20 protein-coding genes are annotated in these 19145 nt (G+C 70.2%); 8 read left to right on the forward strand and 12 right to left on the reverse strand.

Annotation, left to right across the window (positions count from 1 at the left end; genetic code table 11):
- Together AB0J91_RS21050 and AB0J91_RS21055 are read left to right on the forward strand one after the other, a co-directional pair.
- A partial coding sequence (locus AB0J91_RS21050) for a GNAT family N-acetyltransferase (RefSeq protein ID WP_363871418.1) occupies nucleotides 1–404 on the forward strand: 404 nt, incomplete at its 5' end.
- A 30-nt stretch (nucleotides 405–434) separates the two neighbouring features.
- The gene (locus tag AB0J91_RS21055) at nucleotides 435–806 is read left to right on the forward strand and encodes a DUF1801 domain-containing protein (RefSeq protein WP_363871421.1); all 372 of its coding nucleotides are present in this window, start codon (nucleotides 435–437) and stop codon (nucleotides 804–806) included.
- On the opposite strand, the gene AB0J91_RS21060 is transcribed toward AB0J91_RS21055, so the two are convergent.
- The 5 genes from AB0J91_RS21060 to AB0J91_RS21080 form a co-directional block, all read right to left on the reverse strand.
- On the reverse strand, nucleotides 807–1013 hold the full coding sequence (locus AB0J91_RS21060) for a hypothetical protein (protein WP_363871424.1): 207 nt from the start codon (nucleotides 1011–1013) through the stop codon (nucleotides 807–809).
- A gap of 303 nt (nucleotides 1014–1316) precedes the next feature.
- Entirely contained in the window at nucleotides 1317–2273 is a 957-nt protein-coding gene (gene pip / locus AB0J91_RS21065; protein WP_363871427.1) for a prolyl aminopeptidase, read from the reverse strand.
- Between the two features lie 80 nt (nucleotides 2274–2353).
- Nucleotides 2354–2725: a DUF742 domain-containing protein gene (locus AB0J91_RS21070; protein WP_363792505.1), complete on the reverse strand. Its 372-nt coding sequence runs from the start codon at nucleotides 2723–2725 to the stop codon at nucleotides 2354–2356.
- Between the two features lie 10 nt (nucleotides 2726–2735).
- Nucleotides 2736–3161 (reverse strand): roadblock/LC7 domain-containing protein, encoded by a 426-nt coding sequence (locus AB0J91_RS21075; RefSeq protein ID WP_363792507.1) that lies wholly within the window; start codon nucleotides 3159–3161, stop codon nucleotides 2736–2738.
- A 28-nt stretch (nucleotides 3162–3189) separates the two neighbouring features.
- Nucleotides 3190–5466: a nitrate- and nitrite sensing domain-containing protein gene (locus AB0J91_RS21080; RefSeq protein ID WP_363871430.1), complete on the reverse strand. Its 2277-nt coding sequence runs from the start codon at nucleotides 5464–5466 to the stop codon at nucleotides 3190–3192.
- Nucleotides 5467–5804: 338 nt separating this feature from the next.
- Here AB0J91_RS21080 and lhgO point away from each other — a divergent pair, with 338 nt between their 5' ends.
- Nucleotides 5805–6998, forward strand: a complete 1194-nt coding sequence (gene lhgO, locus AB0J91_RS21085) for an L-2-hydroxyglutarate oxidase (protein WP_363871433.1) — start codon at nucleotides 5805–5807, stop codon at nucleotides 6996–6998.
- 6 nt (nucleotides 6999–7004) lie between these two features.
- Here the strand turns inward: lhgO and AB0J91_RS21090 are convergent, their stop codons facing one another.
- Genes AB0J91_RS21090 through AB0J91_RS21100 form a run of 3 tightly spaced genes read right to left on the reverse strand, consistent with a single transcriptional unit; the run spans nucleotide 7005 to nucleotide 9107 of the window.
- Complete coding sequence (locus AB0J91_RS21090; protein ID WP_363871436.1) at nucleotides 7005–7706, reverse strand: ESX secretion-associated protein EspG; 702 nt, start codon at nucleotides 7704–7706, stop codon at nucleotides 7005–7007.
- Between the two features lie 4 nt (nucleotides 7707–7710).
- A complete protein-coding gene (locus AB0J91_RS21095; RefSeq protein WP_363792517.1) occupies nucleotides 7711–8097 on the reverse strand; it encodes a phage holin family protein in 387 nt (128 codons plus the stop codon).
- Between the two features lie 53 nt (nucleotides 8098–8150).
- The gene (locus AB0J91_RS21100; RefSeq protein WP_363871439.1) at nucleotides 8151–9107 is read right to left on the reverse strand and encodes an exopolyphosphatase; all 957 of its coding nucleotides are present in this window, start codon (nucleotides 9105–9107) and stop codon (nucleotides 8151–8153) included.
- A 211-nt stretch (nucleotides 9108–9318) separates the two neighbouring features.
- Between AB0J91_RS21100 and AB0J91_RS21105 the strand changes: the two genes are divergently transcribed.
- A complete protein-coding gene (locus AB0J91_RS21105) occupies nucleotides 9319–10365 on the forward strand; it encodes an LLM class F420-dependent oxidoreductase (RefSeq protein WP_363792521.1) in 1047 nt (348 codons plus the stop codon).
- 192 nt (nucleotides 10366–10557) lie between these two features.
- Here the strand turns inward: AB0J91_RS21105 and AB0J91_RS21110 are convergent, their stop codons facing one another.
- Together AB0J91_RS21110 and AB0J91_RS21115 are read right to left on the reverse strand one after the other, a co-directional pair.
- Nucleotides 10558–11871, reverse strand: coding sequence for an MFS transporter (locus AB0J91_RS21110; protein ID WP_363871442.1), 1314 nt, complete (start codon nucleotides 11869–11871; stop codon nucleotides 10558–10560).
- Between the two features lie 91 nt (nucleotides 11872–11962).
- Nucleotides 11963–12910: a D-2-hydroxyacid dehydrogenase family protein gene (locus AB0J91_RS21115; RefSeq protein ID WP_363871445.1), complete on the reverse strand. Its 948-nt coding sequence runs from the start codon at nucleotides 12908–12910 to the stop codon at nucleotides 11963–11965.
- A 94-nt stretch (nucleotides 12911–13004) separates the two neighbouring features.
- Here AB0J91_RS21115 and AB0J91_RS21120 point away from each other — a divergent pair, with 94 nt between their 5' ends.
- From AB0J91_RS21120 to AB0J91_RS21130, 3 genes are all read left to right on the forward strand, one after another.
- Nucleotides 13005–13784 carry a cupin domain-containing protein gene (locus tag AB0J91_RS21120; protein ID WP_363871448.1) on the forward strand — a complete coding sequence of 260 codons (780 nt, stop codon included), beginning with the start codon at nucleotides 13005–13007 and terminating at the stop codon, nucleotides 13782–13784.
- Between the two features lie 706 nt (nucleotides 13785–14490).
- Nucleotides 14491–14874, forward strand: a complete 384-nt coding sequence (locus AB0J91_RS21125; RefSeq protein WP_363871450.1) for a hypothetical protein — start codon at nucleotides 14491–14493, stop codon at nucleotides 14872–14874.
- A 101-nt stretch (nucleotides 14875–14975) separates the two neighbouring features.
- Complete coding sequence (locus AB0J91_RS21130; protein ID WP_363871453.1) at nucleotides 14976–16478, forward strand: amino acid permease; 1503 nt, start codon at nucleotides 14976–14978, stop codon at nucleotides 16476–16478.
- A 4-nt stretch (nucleotides 16479–16482) separates the two neighbouring features.
- Here the strand turns inward: AB0J91_RS21130 and AB0J91_RS21135 are convergent, their stop codons facing one another.
- Nucleotides 16483–16755 (reverse strand): UBP-type zinc finger domain-containing protein, encoded by a 273-nt coding sequence (locus AB0J91_RS21135; protein WP_363871456.1) that lies wholly within the window; start codon nucleotides 16753–16755, stop codon nucleotides 16483–16485.
- A 50-nt stretch (nucleotides 16756–16805) separates the two neighbouring features.
- Here AB0J91_RS21135 and AB0J91_RS21140 point away from each other — a divergent pair, with 50 nt between their 5' ends.
- Nucleotides 16806–18371, forward strand: a complete 1566-nt coding sequence (locus AB0J91_RS21140) for a Na+/H+ antiporter (protein WP_363871459.1) — start codon at nucleotides 16806–16808, stop codon at nucleotides 18369–18371.
- On the opposite strand, the gene AB0J91_RS21145 is transcribed toward AB0J91_RS21140, so the two are convergent.
- Nucleotides 18354–19112 (reverse strand): IclR family transcriptional regulator, encoded by a 759-nt coding sequence (locus tag AB0J91_RS21145; RefSeq protein ID WP_363871462.1) that lies wholly within the window; start codon nucleotides 19110–19112, stop codon nucleotides 18354–18356. The genes AB0J91_RS21140 and AB0J91_RS21145 overlap by 18 nt on opposite strands.
- Nucleotides 19113–19145 lie beyond the last annotated feature (33 nt).

Raw genomic sequence — 19145 nt, forward strand, 5'->3', positions numbered from 1 at the left:
TGTGGTTTTCTCTTCCTTTGTGCGCTGCGCGGCCCGCCCCCGCGCCGGTCCCCCACTCGGGGGGGGGGGGGCCGCGCCCCCCCGACCGGGGGGGGGGGGCGGCGCGCCCCCCCCGCCCGATCGGGGCCGCGTGGCTGCGGTACTTCGACGAGACCTCGCCCGCCTACGGGTTCGTCGGTCCGGACGTCCCGGAGCTGGCGATCGGTGTCGATGCCGCGAGCCGAGGCGGCGGAGTCGGCCGGAAGCTGCTGCGCGCGCTCTTCGAGTCTGCGAGAGCGCGGGGCATCGCCCGGATCAGCCTCAGCGTCGAGCGAGCGAACCCGGCCGCGCTGCTCTACGCGGCCGAGGGGTTCACCGTCGTGGAACGCCGCGAGCACGCCGACACCATGCTGCTGAGACTCTGAGCCGCGAGCTCGGCGTGCCACACTGCCCCCATGGCCAAACCCACCACGATCGACGAGTACCTCGACGCGTTCCCCGAGGCCGAACGCGCGCTGCTGGAGCAGCTGCGGCGGCTCGCCGACGAGGCGGTTCCGGACGCGACCGAGGCGATCAAGTGGGGCAATCCCGCGTGGGTGCACCCGTCGGGGACGATCCTGTTCGTGATCAGCGGCCACGCCAAGCACGTGAACTTCGCGTTCACCCCGAGCACGAAGGAAGCCTTCGAAGCCGACCTGGCAAAATTCGACACCGGCAAGGGCACGGTGAAACTCCGCTACGACCAGCCGCTTCCGGAAGACCTCCTCCGCCGCATGATCGCCCACCGCCTCCGCGAGCACGAACAGGACGGCGTCCTGTGGATGTGATCAACCGGTCAGCACGACCACGTCGTTGATCCACTCCGCGCCCGACCACTCGGCAGGCAACTCGGCCAGGCACTCGGCCGCCGCCGCGCGTGCGGCCGAGGAGTCACCGAGAGCGCTCAGGACCAGTGCCCGCTGCCCCAGGAAGAAGCACGGGCGGTACCAGTAGCCGCTCTCGGGCAATTCGTCGTCGGGTGAAAGCCGCTCCACCAGCCGATCGGCCTCGACGAGCGAGCGGGCCCGCCGCCGAGGTCTCGTCCTCGAGCCGACGCACGGAGAACAGAACAGCAGCGAGCGCGTTCAGCCCCGCCTCGTCGGCACGACCTGGTTGTGCCGCACTCGCGAGGAGACGCTCACCGTCGTCGGTTCCCGACAACACACTCGCGGGGTCGAACACATCGGCCTCGGCGAGCTCGGCGGACAGCAGTTCCCTCCCGGTGCGCTGGAGCTGATGGACGCCTGGTGCGGAATGCCCTGCATCGCTTGCACTTTGCGGGTGCCCGGGTCGTTCGATCAGCTCGCGTAGTGGTCTGTGGCGTTGATCAGGGCGTCGAGGATTCCGGGTTCGTCGTAGGCGTGGCCCGCATCGGGGATGATCCGCAGGTCTGCCTCCGGCCAGGCTTCGGCGAGCTCGAAGGCGGTGAACGGTGGGGTGATGACGTCGTAGCGGCCTTGGGCGATGGTGCCCGGGATGCCGTGCAGGCGGTGGGCGTTGGCGAGGAGTTGGCCTTCGGCGAGCCAGGCGCCGTGCACGAAGTAGTGGGTTTCGATGCGGGCGAAGGCCGCGGCGAACGCGGGGTCGCCGAAGTTCTCGACGAGCTCCGGGCGCGGCAGCAGGCCGATCAGGCTCGCCTCCCAGCGGCTCCAGGCGATGGCGGCGCGTTCGCGGACCTCGTCGTCGGGGTCGTGCAGCATCCGGTGGTAGGAGCGCAGCACGTCGTCCCGCTCGGATTCGGGCACCACGGCGATCAGGTCGGCCCAGCGGTCGGGGAAGAGGTTGGCTGCGCCGCCCGCGTAGAGCCAGTCGAGCTCGGACCGCCGGCAGGTGAACACGCCGCGGAGCACGAGTTCGGAGACGCGCTCCGGGTGGGTTTCGGCGTAGGTCAGCGCCAGGGTGCTGCCCCACGAACCGCCCAACACCAGCCAGGATTCGATGCCCAGGTGTTCGCGGAGGCGCTCGATGTCGGCGACCAGGTGCCAGGTGGTGTTGCTGCTCAAATCGGCGCCGAGAGCTCCCGCGTCGGGCGTGCTGCGACCGCATCCGCGCTGGTCGAACAGCACGATCCGGTAGGCGTCGGGGTCGAAGAGGCCGCGGTGCGCGGGCGTGCAGCCGCCGCCGGGACCGCCGTGCAGGAACACCGCGGGCTTCCCGTCCGGGTTGCCGCTCTCCTCCCAGTGGACGAGGTTGCCGTCGCCGACGTCGAGGTGACCGGAGGCATGAGGTTCCCGCTGCGGGTGGAGATCGCGCATGCACGCCATCGTGCCCCAGCGGTCGGCGGCGCGGGGGTGGTTTCGCGGCCCGACCTGCGGGACGTGATCACGGGGGGTCGTCAGAGGCGACGGACGCCCTCCAGGACCGCTTCCAGGAGTTGGCGGTTGGGTCGTTGGGCTTGACGGGACGCCTTGTCCGTGACGAGGTCACCGCGGTCGATCAGGTCCGACACCAGGACCTTGGCGACCACGATGGGCGTGTCCAGATGCGCGGCGACCTCGGCGATGGACATCGGGCGCACGCACAGGCGCAGGATCTCCTCGTGCTCAACGGAAACACCGCTGCGATCGGCACCGCTCCACGACGTCAGCAGCTGGGTGGCGACGTCGAGTTCCGGTCGTGCCGGGCGGGTGCGACCGTGCACCATGGCATACGGTCGCACCAGCGGCCCGGACTCCTCGTCCAGCCAGAGCTGGCCGTCTTCAGACATGGGAGCGCCTTCACTGCTGGCGCAGCTGCGACACGGCATCCACCCTCGGGGCCGCGCTCAGGTACTCGCCGACACGGATCACCATCAGGTTCATCTCGTAGGCGATCATGCCGACGTCCGCGTTCTCGTCACCGAGCAGCGCCATGCACGCACCGGCGCCCGCCGCGGTGACGAACAGGAACGCGGTGTCCAGTTCCACCACGGTCTGCCGGACGCCACCGCCGCCGAAGTGCCTGCCGGTCTCCTTGGCCAGGCTCTGCAGCGCGGAGGCCATGGCCGCCAGGTGGTCGGCGTCTTGCGGGGTCAGTCCCTCGGACCTCGCCAGCAGCAGCCCGTCACCGGAGAGCACTACCCCGTCGCGGGCGCCCACGACCCGGTTGACCAGGTCGTCCAACAACCAGTTCAGGTCATCGTCAGAACCGATCTGTTCGCTCATTCCTGCGCTGCTCCTCGAAATCGTCGGGTCAAGCTCGGTCGCGGCCGCCGGCCCGGCGCGCATCCAGGGTTCCGCGTTGGAACGCCGACATGGTGCCACGCGTCCGCTCAGGCTGGAGCGCCGCAGTGTCCTGCGCAACTCCGCCGTCGGGTTCGTCGCGCAACTGCGGGGCCAGGTTCTGCTGGCGGTCGCGGCGCGGCAGCTGGGGCCGCTCGACGTCGGGATCGTCCGACGGGAAGCGCGGTTCGAACTCGGCCACGGGCTCCTCGATCGCGGTCACCGGGGCGGTCCGCGCCTCGCGGACCACCGACTGCCCGGTGGCTCGTTCTCGGGCCTTCTCGGCCAACTGCGACATGCTCTGCTTGTCGCCCTGCGCCGCCTCTTCGGCGACGATGTGCGGTGGCAGCAGCACGAACGCCACCGTGCCCTGCTCCTCGGCTTCGCGGAGGTCGACCTCGATGCCCCGGCGGGCCGCCAGGCGAGCGACCACGAACAGCCCCAGCCGGGAGTCCCCGCGACGCGTGATGTCCTCGAAGCGCGGCGTGGTGGCCATCAGGACGTTGGCCTCGTCGCGGTCGGCGGGGCGCATGCCCAGGCCCTCGTCCTCGATCTGGATCAGCACGCCGCGCGGCGTGTCGCTGCTGTAGACCTGGACCTGCGAACGAGGCGGCGAGTAGGACGTGGCGTTGTCCATCAGCTCGGCGAGCAGGTGGATCACGTCGCCGACCGCAGCGCCGACCAGCGAGATCTCCGGCGCGGAGTGCACCCGGATCCGGTAGTAGTGCTCGGTTTCGGCGACCGCGGAGCGGATCACGTCGATCAGGCGCACCGGCTTGCGCCACTGCCTGCCCGGCTTCTCACCCGCCAGGATGATCAGGTTCTCGGCGTTGCGCCGGGACCGGGTCGCGAGGTGGTCGAGCTGGAACAGGCCCTCCAGCCGTTCCGGGTGCTCCTCGCTGCGCTCCATCTTGTCCAGGGTCTTGAGCTGGCGGTGCACCAGACCCTGGTTGCGGTGCGCGATGCCGAGGAAGACCTTGTTGGCGCCTTCCTTGGCCTGGTTCTCCTTGACCGCGGCGACGACCGCGGTGTGGTGGGCGGTGTTGAACGCGTCGGCGACCTGGCCGATCTCGTCCGCGCCGTAGTTCAGCGGGGTCAGCTCGGCTTCGATGTCGAGCTCTTCGCCGTGTTCGAGCCGCTCCATCACGTTGGGCAGCCGCTCGGTGGCCAGCAGCAGGGTGTCGTCGCGCAGCTTCTCCAGGCGCCGGACGAGCACCCGGTTGACCAGCACCCGCGCGTTGCGGGCGGCCAGCATGATGCCCAGCAGCATGGCGGCGAGCGCGACGAGGCTGCCGACGATCACGCCGATGAGGTGTCCGCCGGTGTTGCTGACGGCCATCAGCGCGCCGGAGCGGACCTGCTCGACGGCGAGGGCCGAGAGGTCGCCCGCGACCTGCGCGGTGCTCTGCCGCCAGGAGGCCTCGTCGACGGCGAAGCGGCCGGAGCGCTGCGGCGGGTGGCCGATGAGCTGGTCCTCCTGCTGAGCGACGCTCGCCCAGGCAGGACCTCCTCGCAGCCGCTCGGCGATGTCTCCGGCGCGCGGCTCGGCGGCGGGGATCTCGGCTTCGAGGGTGTTGCGGTAGGAGCCGACGAGCTGGGCGAACTCGAGGTGGGCCGCGGTGCTGAACTCGCCGTCGGCGAGCGCGATGGTGCCGACCGAGGCCGCGCGCGACATCTGGTCGGCGGCGCGGAACAGCTCGGTGCCCACGTGCCCGGCGTGGCCGCTCTCGGTGTCGGCGACGGTCTCGGTGTAGGACTCGAACACGTCGAGCCCGGCGTCGAGGACCTGGTTGTAGTAGTCCAGGGCCTGGGTGCGGCCGGCCTGACCGGATTCGGCGCTCTGCCGCTGCTCGGGCAGCTCGGCGAGCAGCCCGTCCAGCTGCTTGATCTTGCCCGCGACCTCCGGGGAGGCGGATTCGCCGGCGACCCGCAGCGTGCGGCGCATCTCGGCGACGGTGCGGTCGGTCTTGGGCCGCTGGGCGGCCACGGCGGTCGGATCGGCTCCCGGGCCGCTGAGCCGGTCGACGACGAGCCGCCGCTCCTCCTGCAGGGCCGCGAACGCGTCGGCGCTCGGGAGCGCCGCGTCGCGGATCTCGGTGGCGACCACCCGGGAGTGAAAGCCCTGGTAGATCGGCACCGCCGAGAACGCCAGCCAGATGGCCAGCAGGATGATGCTGGGTGCCAGCCCGACGCGGGTCAGGCGGGCCCGGATCGTCTTGTGCTCACTACCCGAACTGCTCCGCGTCACAGCGCCTCGTAACCGTCGAACCGGTCGCGGTTCGGCGCACGTTCGCCGGAATCGCGACTCAACTCAGCAGGGCTCCGCGACCGGGGATGCGGCGCGGAATTCGGCATCAGCATGAGGCACGCGAGTCTGGAACTCACCGCTCGTGACCAAGCCGATACCACTGTCAGCGTCGAACATCGTTCGCCCGACAGGATGAACGAACCCTAGCACAGGGTGATCTTGAGCCCCGATGAACGTCATCTCCCGCGCAATCCCGAGAAACGTGCGACCGAGGATCATGCCGACATTTCGAGAGGTCGATTCTGGAATCCGCGCATCCGAGCGCGCAGGATGGCGGCATGACCAACGACGTGGCGATCATCGGCGGCGGAATCGTGGGCCTGGCCACGGCTCACGCGCTCATCGAGCAGCAGCCCGACCGCCGGATCACGGTGCTGGACAAGGAACGTCACTGGGGCGCGCACCAGACCGGGCACAACTCGGGCGTCATCCACAGTGGACTTTACTACCCGCCGGGCAGCGCGAAGGCGCGGTTCGCACGAGCCGGCGGTGAAGCGATGTACCGCTTCTGCACCGATCACGGAATCCCCGTGCGGCGCACCGGGAAAGTGGTGGTCGCCACCTCGACCGATCAACTGCCCCGACTCGCGGAGCTGCAACGCCGCGGCACCGCCAACGGCGTGCAGGTCAGCGAACTCGACCAGATCGGCCTGCGCGAACGCGAACCCCACGTGCGCGGGGTGCGGGCGCTGCTGGTCCCCGACGCCGGCATCACCGACTTCGCGGCGGTCAGCGAGAAGCTGGCCGAGCTCCTCGCCGAGCGCGGAGTGGACCTGCGACCCGCCACCGAGCTGCTCGGAGTCCGCCGCGACGGCTCCGACCTGGTGCTGCTCACCGACCGGGGTGAGATCCGCACCCGCCGGGCGGTCAACTGCGCGGGGCTGCACAGCGACGCCGTCGCCGAGCTCGCCGGGACCACGCCGCCCGCCCGCGTCCTGCCGTTCCGCGGCGAGTACTACGAGACCACGTCCTTCAGCCGAGACCTGGTCAACGCGCTGGTCTACCCGGTACCCGACCCCGCGTTCCCGTTCCTCGGCGTGCACCTGACCCGCATGATCGACGGCAGCCTGCACGTGGGCCCGAACGCCGTACCGGCGCTCTCGCGCGAGGGCTACCGATGGGGCGCGATCTCGCCGTCCCACCTGCAGCGACTCGCCACCGACCCGGGACTGCGGGTGCTGGCCAAGAAGTACTGGCGCACCGGTGCGGCCGAAATCGCCCGCTCCGCACTGAAACCCCTGTTCCTGCGGGCCGCCCGCACCCTGCTGCCCGACCTGCGCGGCCACGACCTGCTGCGCGCCGAGGCGGGCGTGCGCGCTCAGGCCATCACTCCCGACGGCACCCTCGTCGACGACTTCCTGGTGGTGGAGGACGAGAACTGGGTCCACGTCCTCAACGCCCCCTCCCCCGCCGCGACGGCGTCCCTGCTGATCGGCAAGGACATCGCCGCCCGGCTGCGATCCCGGGGCTGAGCGCGCTCAATCCCGGGCCTGGGTGAGGTCTTCGAGGTATTCCTGCAGGGTCTTGCCGAGGAGGTAGGTGTCGGCGGGGGCGACCATGGTGAAGGTGTCGTCCGGCGATTCCGGGATGACCGCCGAGCGGCCGGTGGGCGAGTGCCGGATCTCGATGCCGTGGCGCCAGCGCTGGAACTCGCCGCCCTCGCCCCGGTAGGCGACCGAGAGCCGGGCTTCGGTGTCGTCGCCGCGGGCCAGCAGGTCGGCCACGGCGCGGGCGTCGTCGGTGGGGACCTCGCGCTGCTTGAGCTCGTAGGCGAGCCAGTCCGCGGCCTGGTCCCGTTCGGCGGTCTCCGCCCGCGCTTCGGCGAGTTCGCGCGTGGGGACCGTGACCTCGCAGCCCTCGGCGGGTTCGCGCTTGGGCAGGCACGCGACGAGCGCGGGCCAGGGCGCGTCCGGGCGGACGACCTCGGCGGTCACGTCCTCACCGGACACCCGGACCCGCACTCCCCCGCCGTCGCCGACCGCGACGACCGCGCGCAGCTCGGGTTCGTCCGGGACGCGCACCTCGGCCAGGCCGAAGACCGACGCGCGCGAGAGCGTGCTCGCCACCTCCCGCAACTGCTCGGACACGTCACCGGGTTCCGGTGCGACGCCCAGGAATTCGGCCACCTCGTCGGTCACGTCGCCCAGCAGCGCGGCTAACTCGCGCAGTCCGCACTGCACCGACTCAGTCCCCCTCCGGCTGCGCGATGCGGCGGACGATGCCGGCCAGCGCGCTGCTGACGATGGACACGATCAGCGCGCCCCAGAAGGCCGCCCAGAAGCCGTCGACGTGGAACGGCAGGTCGAGCTCGCCCGCGAGGTAGCTGGTCAGCCAGAACAGCAGGCCGTTGACGACCAGCCCGAACAGGCCCAGCGTCAGCACGTAGAGCAGGCAGCCCAGCGTTTTGGCGATCGGCTTGAGCACCAGGTTGACCAGGCCGAAGATCACCGAGACGGCCAGCAGCGTCAGGACCTTGGTGGTGGTGTCCTCGCCGGAGAGGTCGATCCCCGGCAGGGCGGTGGTGATCCACACCGCCACCATCGTGATCAAGATGTGCAACAGCAGTCCCACAGCGCCTCCCTAGTCGATCTACCGGAAACGCTACCGCCGAACGCGCTCGCGGGTCAGTCGAACAGCGTCCCCACGAGGTCGAGGGCGTCGGCGCGGGTGCGGGTGCGCGCTTCCAGGAACCGGTAGACCAGGCCCTGGCGCAGGCCCCACGGGCAGATCTCCAGCTCCGGGAGTTCCAGCGACTCCATGATCACTTCGGCGACGATCGCGCCGGCCAGGATGCGCCTGCCCCTGCTGCGGGAGACGCCGGGCAGCTGCGCGCGCTGCTCGTGGTCGAGTTCGGCGAGCCGGGGGATCCACCGCGACAGTTGCTTGAGGCGCAGCCGGTGCGGTCGGCGGGCCACCTCGTCCGGCGAGCTCTCGGTGAGCACTGCGAGCTGGCGCAGCACCTTCGACAGCGCGAGCGGGTGACCGCCCTCCACCCGGCTCAGGGCTTTCGGGATCGTGGCGTGCAGCTCCCGCCGCAGGTCGGCGAGCTGCGCGGGCGTCGGCGGGTCGTCGGGCAGGAACTGCCTGGTCAACCGGGCGGCTCCGTGCTGGAGCGAGACGACCAGATCGGGGTCGGTGCCGGTTCCCGTCGCGACGTCCACGGTGCCGCCGCCGATGTCCACCGTGGTCATCGCCTGTCCGCTGCGGCCGTGCCAGCGGCGGGCCGCGTGGTAGGCGACGGCGGCCTCGTCGCGCGGGGTGAGCACGCCGATGCGCACGCCGGCGGCCTCGCCCAGGCGCTTGCGCAGCCGAGCACCGTTGCTCGCGTCGCGCACCGCCGAGGTCCCGTAGGCGATCAGCGCCTCGGTCGGCTTGTCGGACGCGGCGCTCACGCAGTGCCGCACCGCGCGTTCGGCGTCGGCGATGCCCTCCTCGGTGACCCGGCCGTCGGGCAGGGTGTGCTCGGCGAGCCGGGTGCGGGACTTGACGCTCCAGGTGGCGCGGGGCATCCGCGGGCTGGCGAGGTCGACGATGTCCAGGCGTGCCGCAGCGGAGCCGATGTCGAGCATGGCGAGTCTCATGACGAAGTCACAGCCTTGATGAACGACATGCCACCAGCATGGGCATGGCGTACGTCGTGCGACCAAATCGCCGCGTCGCATTGCGAGGTGCATCACATGAGGCGACGGTGCGGGCGGGCTCCCCGCTGGGGCGTACTCGGCGGTAACCTCGCCTGCAGACCTCGGCGGTGTCGCCGCGACCCGCCGCCGCCGGACCCGGAAGGAACGGCCGATGCGCATCGGGATGCCGCTGAACTACAGCGGAGGCTTCAAGGAAACCGTCGACGACCTGGCGACGTACGAGAAGGCCGGGCTGGACATCGTCTACGTCCCGGAGGCTTACTCCTTCGACGCGGTCAGCCAGATGGGCTTCATCGCCGCCAAGACCGAACGGCTGGAGATCGCCTCCGGCATCCTCCAGATCTACACCCGCACGCCCACCCTGACGGCGATGACCGCGGCCGGGATGGACTTCGTCTCCGACGGCCGGTTCACCCTCGGCATCGGAGCCTCGGGACCGCAGGTCATCGAGGGCTTCCACGGCGTTCCGTACCACGCGCCGCTGGGCCGGACCCGGGAGATCGTCGACATCTGCCGGCAGGTGTGGCGCCGGGAGAAGGTGGAGCACAGCGGCAAGCACTACAACATCCCGCTGCCCGCCGAGCAGGGCACGGGCCTGGGCAAGCCGCTGAAGCTGATCAACCACCCGGTGCGCGAGCGGATCCCGATCCTCATCGCCGCCATCGGCCCGAAGAACGTCGAGATGGTCGCCGAGATCGCCGAGGGCTGGGAGCCGATCTTCTTCCTGCCCGAGCGCGCCGGTGACGTCTGGGGCGAGCCGCTGGCCGCGGGCAAGGCCAAGCGCGACGCCTCGCTCCCGCCGCTGGACGTGGTCGCGCAGGCGCCGCTGGCCATCGGCGAAGGCCTGGAGGAGCTGGTCGACTTCGTGCGACCTATGGTCGCCCTCTACGTCGGCGGCATGGGGGCCAAGGGCAAGAACTTCTACAACAACCTCGCCCGCCGCTACGGCTACGAGGCCGAAGCCGAGGAGATCCAGAACCTCTACCTCGACGGCAAGAAGGACGAGGCCGCCGCGGCCGTGCCGCGCGACCTGCTGGAGAAGATCTCCCTCATCGGCACCGAGTCGCACGTCAAGGAACGGCTGGCGGCGATGAAGGAAGCCGGTGTCACCACCCTCAACGTGACGCCCTTCGCCGGTGACGCCCCGGGCCGCGCCAAGCTCATCGAGCAGGTCAAAACCCTCGCCGAGGACGTCTGACCCACGACGCGAACGGGGCCCGAGGTGACCACTCGCCACCTCGGGCCCCGTCCCGTCCCCGATTTCAATGGAACTCCCGCCCCCGATTTCCACTGAAGTCCCGTCCCCGACTTCAGTGGAAGTCCGGTGATGGCGGATTTCCGTTGAAATCGGGGTTCTGACTTCCATTGAAATCGGGAACCCCCGCGGGGGTCAGGCTTCGGCCGGGGTTCGGGCCGGAGCGGGTTGCTTGGTGTGGGTTTCGCGCAGGTAGAACGCTGCGGCGAAGGTGCACACCGACATCGCCAGCAGGAACACCGAGACCGACGCCGAGGTGCCGGTGGCGGCCAGCAGCGCGGTCATGATGAACGGTGTTCCGCCGCTGACCAGGATCGCCGCCAGCTGGTAGGCCAGCGACGCGCCGGAGTAGCGGACCCTCGGGTGGAACAGCTCGCTGAGGTAGGCCGCGAGCGGGCCGTAGGTCATGCTCTGCCCGACGCTACCGATGCATCCGGCCAGGGCGATGAGCCAGATCGACGCCGTGTCGATCAGCCAGAAGAACGGGAACGACCACAGCGCGAGCATCCCGGCCCCGATCAGGATCATCGGGCGGCGGCCCAGCCGGTCGGACCACGAACCGGAGAAGAAGATCACGAAGATGCCGACCAGCGAGGTCAGCAGCGTGACCCCGAGCAGCTGCTGGCGGGGCAGGCCGAGTTCACGGGTGCCGTAGTCGAGCAGGCCGGAGATCCCGATGTAGAAGAACGTGTTCGTGGCGAACAGGAGCCCGGCGCCCAGCAGCACGCTGCGCTTGTGATCGCGCAGGACCTCCATCAGCGGTGCCTTGACGACCTTCTTCTCCTGGCGCTCCTGCAGTTCCTGGAACACCGGGGTGTCCTCGATCTTGAGCTGGATGTAGAGCACGACCGGCGCGAGCACCGCGCTGAACAGGAACGGCAGCCGCCATCCCCACGACAGGAACGCCTCCTGGCTCATCATCGCGCCGACTCCGAGGAACGCGAGGTTGCCGAAGATGACGCCGAACGGCACGCCCATCTGACCGAACGTGCCCGCCATGCCGCGCTTGCCGCTCGCGCTGTTCTCGGTCAGCAGCAGCACGATGCCGCCCCACTGCCCGCCGACCGCGATGCCCTGCAGGAATCGCAGCGTCACCAGCAGGATCGGAGCCGCGACTCCGATGGTGCCCGCACCGGGCAGCACGCCGATGAGGAACGTCGCCGTGCCCATCATGATCAGGCAGGTCACGACCGCGGGCTTGCGGCCGATCTTGTCGCCGAGGTGGCCGAAGACCAGGCCACCGATGGGGCGGGCGACGAACCCGGCCCAGAACGTCGCGAAGGACAGCAGCACGCCGATCAGCGGTGAGGCGTTCGGGAAGAACTGCGTGCCGAACACCAGCGCGGCCGCGGTGGCGTAGATGAAGAAGTCGTACCACTCGATGGAACTGGCGATCAGCGCCGCGCCGAGCAGCTTCTTCGGCGTTCTGGGTGGTTCTTGTGCAGTCATCGAAAGACTCCCTTGTCTTAGGACCAGACCGACCGGTTGGTATGACTGTGATGTCCGTCTCGTCTTGAGTCAAGGGGCAATCTTCGGCCGGTCAGCCCTCGTTGAGCACCCGGATCGGGGAACCCGCCGCGAAGGCCTGGACGTTCTCGACGGTCTCGACGAAGAACGCCTGGTAGGTGTCGTCGGTGACGTAGCCGATGTGCGGGGTCAGGACCGTGCGCGGCGTGTCGCGCCACGGGTCGTCGACGGGCAGCGGCTCGGTGTCGTAGACGTCGATGCCCGCGCCGGCGATCCGGCCCTCGCGCAACGCAGTGCGCAGCGCGTCCTCGTCGACGATCGGGCCGCGCGAGGTGTTGATCAGGTACGCGGTGGGCTTCATCAACGCCAGCTCGGCGGCTCCCACCAGACCGCGGGACCGCTTGCCCAGCACCAGGTGGATGCTGAGCACGTCGGACCGCGCGAACAGCTCGTCCTTGCCGACCAGCCGCGCGCCGGCCTCGGCCGCGCGCTGCTCGGTGAGGTTGCCGCTCCAGGCGATCACGTCCATGCCGAACGCCCGTCCGACCGTGGCCATGTGCGAGCCGAGCCGCCCGAGCCCGAGCACGCCGAGGGTCTTGCCGCCGAGCTCCACGCCCACGCCGGTCTGCCAACCGCCGGTGCGGATCTGCCGGTCCTGCCCGGGGATGTCGCGCAGCAGCGCGAAGATCAGCCCCCACGCCAGCTCGGAGGTCGCGCCCCACCCGCCGCCGCTGCCGGTACCGGACACCACCACGCCGTGCTCGCGCGCCGCGTCCAGGTCGATCGAGGCGTTGCGCATGCCGGTGGTGACCAGCAGCTTGAGGTTCGGCAGCCGGGTGATCACCTCGCGCGGGAAGCGGGTGCGCTCGCGCATCGCGGCGATCACGTCGAACGGCTCCAGCCGCGAGACGAGCTCGTCGACGTCGTCGATGTGCTCGGTGAACACCTCGACGTCGAGCCCGTCCCAGTCGGCGTAGCTGCGGGCGACGTCCTGGTAGTCGTCGAGCACTGCGATCCGCATGTCAACCCTCCGCTTCGGCTCCGGCATCACGGGACGGCGAAAATCCTACGCAGGTGATCGCATCCGACGGGGGTGGCGCGGGACACTGGGCCACGTGACCGGATCGACCGTGCTGCACCTGCTGCCGTTGAGCACCTTCCACAACGACCGCGACCAGCCCATCACAGCCTCCAGCCTGTCCTCGCAGGGCTTCGTGCACTGCTCCCCCGACGTGCCCACCACGCTGGCCGTGGCCAACAACCTCTACAGCGACGTCGAGGAGCCGATGGTCGCCGTCGAGCTGGACCCGGGGAGGCTGTCCGCACCGGTGCGCTGGGAGGCCGCCGACCCGGCGCCACCGCCCGGGGTGTCCGACGAGGCGCTGTTCCCGCACGTCTACGGCCCGCTGGATCGCGAATCGGTGATCGGCATCCGCTACGCGCGCCGCGACGTCAAGGGCCGATTCCTGTCGCTGGAGTCGCGCAGCCGCACCGCCGAGGAGTTCGACCTGCTGCCGCATCCCGAGGGCGGTTGGTACCGGCGGACCTGGGCCAGCCCGGTCGAGGTCGAGCGCCCCAACGGCACCCGGCCGACCGCGACCACGATCTTCTTCCTGCTCCCGCCCGGCCAGCGCTCGGCGTGGCACGTGGTGGCCTCCGACGAGGTGTGGCTGTGGCACCGCGGCGGCCCGCTGACGCTGCACCTGGGCGGCACCGGGGCGAAGCCCTCCGACCACCCCGAGCAGCTGGTGCTGGGCGCCGGTGCGGGGCAGACCCCGCAGGCGGTGATCCCGGCGGGGACCTGGCAGTGCGCCTCCGCTGCAGCGACGGTCGAATCGCTGGTCACGTGCGTGGTGTCGCCGGGGTTCGACTTCGCCGATTTCGAGGTGCTGTAGGCGGGTCGAAGGAGGAGTGCCGCGGCCCCGGCCGGCGCATCGCACCGGGACCTCCCGCGACGACGACGTCACCGCGCGGGCCGCGGACGGTTGCGACGACGGCGGCTGCCGCCGGTAGGAACGCTCCCCTGGCCAGCAGCGCCGCGCGGTGCCTGCGGTAGGCGGCGACGAGACCGCGCTGGTGATCGCGGTGTCTGCCTCGGCGTGTCGTGCCGGAGCCGAGCATTCCTCGCTCCACCCACGACATCACGATCGAGAACCCGAGAACGATTCCAATGCCGATGCCCGCCGCTCCGGCGAACCCCGTCAATGAATTCAGCACCGGCAACACCCCCGAAACCTAGCCGGTCCGCGTCCATCGGTTGCCCGTGCGACGCCACCCGGTACCCCGGTCGGGTCGGCGGCCTCGCGTTCGAGTCGTCCGATGCACGAGCAGATCCACTGTGGCCTGTTGTTTTCACGGTAGGTGCGGGAAGCCGTGAACGCCGCACACGTTCCGGCCCGATCGCCCCAACGGGTGAAAACGATTTCGCGGCGGATCGATCCTGTGCTCCGAACGATCGTTGATCGGGCAATCTGATGGTCGTCAGGGCTACCATCGAGCCCGAAGTCGCCGCGTTCCGAGCTGGTCGGCGGGCAACCCACCACCACCGTCGCGCGTGTTGACCCGAGAGGCCCGATTCCCAAGTCCGGGGAGGTGTCGGCCGTGCGGGGTTATCCCGTTCATCTGCTCTTCCACCTGCTGGCGATCGTCGCCGGCCTCGCGGTCGGCGTCGGCGGTGCGCTGTGGTGGCTGGGCAAGGACCGCAACGCCCTCTACCTGGCCATCACCGCGCTGATCGTCGGGATCGTCGTCCTGCTGCTGCAGGGCTTCTACATCAGCGCCAGCCAGCCGCGACGTCCCGTTCCGCGCAGGCCCATGCCGCCGGCTCCACCGTCGCACCCGCGGTTCCAGCCGGTCGCCGAGCGGCGCGAGCCGACACGCCCGGACCTGGAGCCGGTCGCCCCGCCGGAGGCGGGATCCGACTCGGTCGACCAGGAGACCAAGACTTCGGCGATCGACGCCCTCAACGAGCACACCAAGGGCTGAGTCGTCGCATTGCAGCGGCCGTTTTTGCCACCGAACCCTTGCGATGTGTGACGCGAGTCACCATCCTGGGCTGAGTTTCGGGTTCACCCGGGAGGCCAGTCATGTCGATCATGCGGGTCAAATCGGTCGAGCAGTCGATTCAGGACGCCGAGGCACCGGAATTCCGGTTGCGCCGCGTGCTCAGAGCGGTTGACCTTCTCGGCATCGGGATCGGCGCGATCATCGGCACCGGGATCTTCGTGCTCACGGGTGTCGCCGCGGCCACCGACGCCGGGCCGGGCATCTCGATCTCCTTCGTCATCTCCGGCATCGCCTGCGGACTCGCTGCCCTCTGCTACGCCGAGTTCGCCTCGGTCGTGCCCGTCGCCGGGTCCGCCTACACGTTCTCCTACGCCTCGCTCGGCGAGTTCCTGGCCTGGATCATCGGCTGGGACCTGATGCTGGAGTTCGTCATCGGCGCCTCCACCGTCTCCGTGGGCTGGTCGCAGTACTTCGTCGAGGCGCTCAGCGCGGTCGGCCTCGGGTTGCCCGAAGCGCTGACCGCCGCACCGGGCGCGGGCGGGGTGATGAACCTGCCCGCCGCGATCATCGCGCTGCTGCTGACCGTCGTGCTGGTGGTCGGCATCCGGCTCAGCGCTTCGGTGACCAACGTGGTCGTGGCGATCAAGCTGGCCGTGGTGCTGTTCTTCATCATCTTCGGCGCGTTCTTCGTCAAGACCGCCAACTGGGACCCGTTCATCCCGCCGCACCAGCCCCCGGACCCGTCCGAGACCGGCTCCGCGCTCAACGACCCGCTGATCAACGCGATCTTCGGCGGCACCGGCTCGTTCGGCGTCAGCGGCCTGGTGGCCGGAGCCGCGCTGGTGTTCTTCGCCTACATCGGCTTCGACATCGTCGCCAGCGGCGCGGAGGAGACCCGCAAGCCGCAGCGCGACATGCCGATCGGCATCCTCGGCTCGCTGGCCATCTGCTCGGTCCTCTACGTGCTGGTCTCGCTGGTGATGACCGGCATCGTCAAGTACGACAAGCTCGACACCGCCGCACCGATGGCCACCGCGTTCCAGGCGATCGGAGCTCCGTGGGCCGTCGGCCTGGTGTCGCTGGGCGCGATCGCCGGTCTGACCACGGTGATCCTCATCCTCATGCTCGGGCAGGCCCGCGTCGGCTTCGCGATGGCCCGCGACGGGCTGCTGCCGGTGTACTTCGCGAAGGTCCACCGCAAGTACCGCACGCCCTACCGGATCACGGTGATCACCGGAGTCGTGGTCGCGATCATCGCCTCGCTGACGCCGATCGACGTGCTCGCCGAGATGACCAACATCGGCACCCTGTTCGCGTTCGTGCTGGTCTCGATCGGCGTGCTGGTGATGCGCCGGACGCGACCGGACCTGCCGCGCGCGTTCCGCGTCCCGCTGGTCCCGGTGATCCCGATCCTCGCCGCGCTGGCCTGCCTCTACCTGATGCTCAACCTCGAAGGCTGGACCTGGCTGCGATTCGGCATCTGGATGGCCCTCGGCCTGCTGATCTACTTCGTCTACAGCAAGCACCGCAGCCGTCTCGGGCGCGGCGAGACCATCGAGGACGCCGCCGAGGAAACCGACTGAGACCTCAGGCGACGAGCTGCTCGTCGACGAAGCACCACATCCAGTTCTCGCCCGGCTCGAAGGAGCGGATCACGGGGTGGCGGGTCTGCTCGTGGTGGGCGGTGGCGTGCCGGTTGGGGCTGGAATCGCAGCAACCGACGTGGCCGCAGTCCGTGCAGATCCGCAGGTGCGCCCACACGCTCTCACCGGCGGCGAGGCAGTCCTCGCATCCGTTTACGCTGCTGGGGTTCGGCCGCTGAGTGGCGGCACCGGTCAGGTGTGCGCAACGATCCGACATCGTCTGGTCCCTTCTCTCCTGCCGCTCAGCATGTCCCGACGGGAGTGAGCATGCACGACCTGCCCGCTTTGATGGCCCTGCTCGCCGGAGCGCTGGCCGTCACCGCCCTGTCCCGCCGGCTCGGCGTGTCGGCACCGCTGGTGCTGGTCGTGGTCGGGCTGGGGGTCTCGGCGATCCCGGGCGTGCCGGACTACGCGATCAACCCCGACGTGATCCTGCTGCTGATCCTGCCACCGCTGCTGTACTCGGCGGCGCTGCACAGCTCGACGGTGGGGATCAAGGCGAACCTGCGGCCGATCGGGCTGCTGGCGATCGGTCTCGTGCTGTTCAGCACGGCGATCGCCGGGGTGGTCGCGTGGTGGCTGGTGCCCGGTTTGCCGCTGAGCGCGGCGCTGGTGCTCGGTGCGGTCATCGCCCCGCCGGACGCGGTGGCGGCGACGTCGATCGGCCGCCGGGTCGGGTTGCCGCGCAGGCTGATGACGGTGCTCAGCGGCGAGAGCCTGGTCAACGACGCGACCGCGCTGACCGCCTACCGGGTCGCGGTGGCCGCGGCGATCGGCACCGGCACCTCGCTGCTGTCGGGCCTGGGCATGTTCCTGCTGGCGGCGGTGGGTGGAACGCTGATCGGTCTGGTGATCGCCTGGGTGGTCAACCGGGTCAAGCCGCTGCTGCGCGACGACATGCTCGACAGCGCGGTCGGGCTGATCGTGCCGTTCTTCGCCTACTTCGTCGCCGAGGAGGCGCACACCTCCGGAGTGCTGGCGGTGGTGGTCGCCGGGCTGTACCTGGGTCACCAGGCGCCCGCGCGCAGCGCGGCGACGCGGGTGCAGGACAAGGCCGTGTGGGGCGCGGTGGACACGCTGCTGGAAGCGGTCGTGTTCGCGCTGATCGGCCTGCAGCTCAGCAGCGTCGTGGCCGGGGTGAGCACCGGGTTCGGGCCGCTGCTGCTGGCGGGCTGCGCGCTGACGGTCGCGGTGGTGCTGGCGCGCGTGGTGTGGGTGTTCGGCGCGATGTACCTGCCGGAGTGGCTGCGCGGCAAGCGCCCCGACTGGCGGTACAAGCTGGTCGTGTCGTGGGCCGGGATGCGCGGGGTGGTGTCGCTCGCTGCGGCCTCGGCGATCCCGACGGTGACGCTGTCCGGGCAGCCGTTCCCGCACCGCGACGAGGTGCTGTTCCTGACCCTGTTCGTCACGCTCGCGACGCTGCTGCTGCACGGCACCACGCTGCGCCGGTTGATCGAGCGGCTCGGCGTGACCGGCGGGGAGGACTACACCGACGCGCTCGCGGAGGCCCAGGCCAGGCACAACGCCGCGCGCGCCTCGCAGGAGCGCCTCGACGAGCTGACCGCGGAGACCGAGCCACCGGGTGACGTGGCCGATCAACTCCGGCGGGCAGCGGAGCAGCGCGCCAACCGGGCGTGGGAACGGCTGGGCCGCTCCGACGAGGAGCTGGGCGAGAGCCCCACGGCCGCCTACCAGAGGTTGCGCAGCGAGATGCTGGCCGCCGAGCGGGCGGTGTTCGTGCAGTTCCGCGACGCCCGCCGGATCGACGACGAGGTGCTGCGCCGCGTCATGCACCAGCTCGACCTGGAGGAGCTGTCACTCACCCGGGACTGACGGGAGGAAGCCCAGCTGCGCCGACAGGTCCGCGGACGCGTCCCGCATGTACCCGACGGCCTCTCTCACCCGCTCGCGGGTGAAGCGGTAGGTGGGTCCGGACGCGCTCAGCGCCGCCACCACGTTGCCCTCGTGGTCGTAGACGGCCACGGCGGCGGCGTTGAGCCCGATCTCGAACTCCTCGTAGCTGGTCGCGTAGCCGTCGTGGACGATCAGCTCGAAGTCCTTGCGCTGCTGGCGGGCGGCGGTGACGGTCTGCTCGGTGTACTGCTCCAGCTTGCGCGCCAGGACGCGGTCCTGGTCGTCGCGGGGAGCGTGGGCGAGCAGCACCTTGCCGCTGGAGGTGGCGTGCAGCGGCGTGCGCTGGCCGACCCAGTTGTGCGCGGTGACCGAGGCGGTGCCCCTGGCCTGGCTGATGTTGATGGCCACGTCGAAGTCGCGGATGGCGATGTTGACGGTCTCGCCGAGTTCGGTGGCCAGCGAATCGCAGTAGGCCTGGCCGATGCGCGAGAGGTCCAGCCGCTCGGTGGCCGCGCCCGCGAGCCGCACGATCCCGAAGCCGATGGCGTACTTGCCGCGCTCGCCCAGCTGCTCGACCAGACCGCGCGATTCCAGCACGCTGACCAGACGGGAGGCGGTGGACTTGTGCACGCCGAGCTCGCCTGCGATCTCGGTGATGCCCACCTCGCCGTTGCGGGCCAGCAGTTCCAGCACGGTCACCGCCCGGTCAACAGATTGCACCAGGGCACCCGAGCTACTTCCGCGTGATTGAGA

It is taken from the genome of Saccharopolyspora sp. NPDC049357, from assembly GCF_040677225.1.
Lineage (GTDB): Bacteria > Actinomycetota > Actinomycetes > Mycobacteriales > Pseudonocardiaceae > Saccharopolyspora.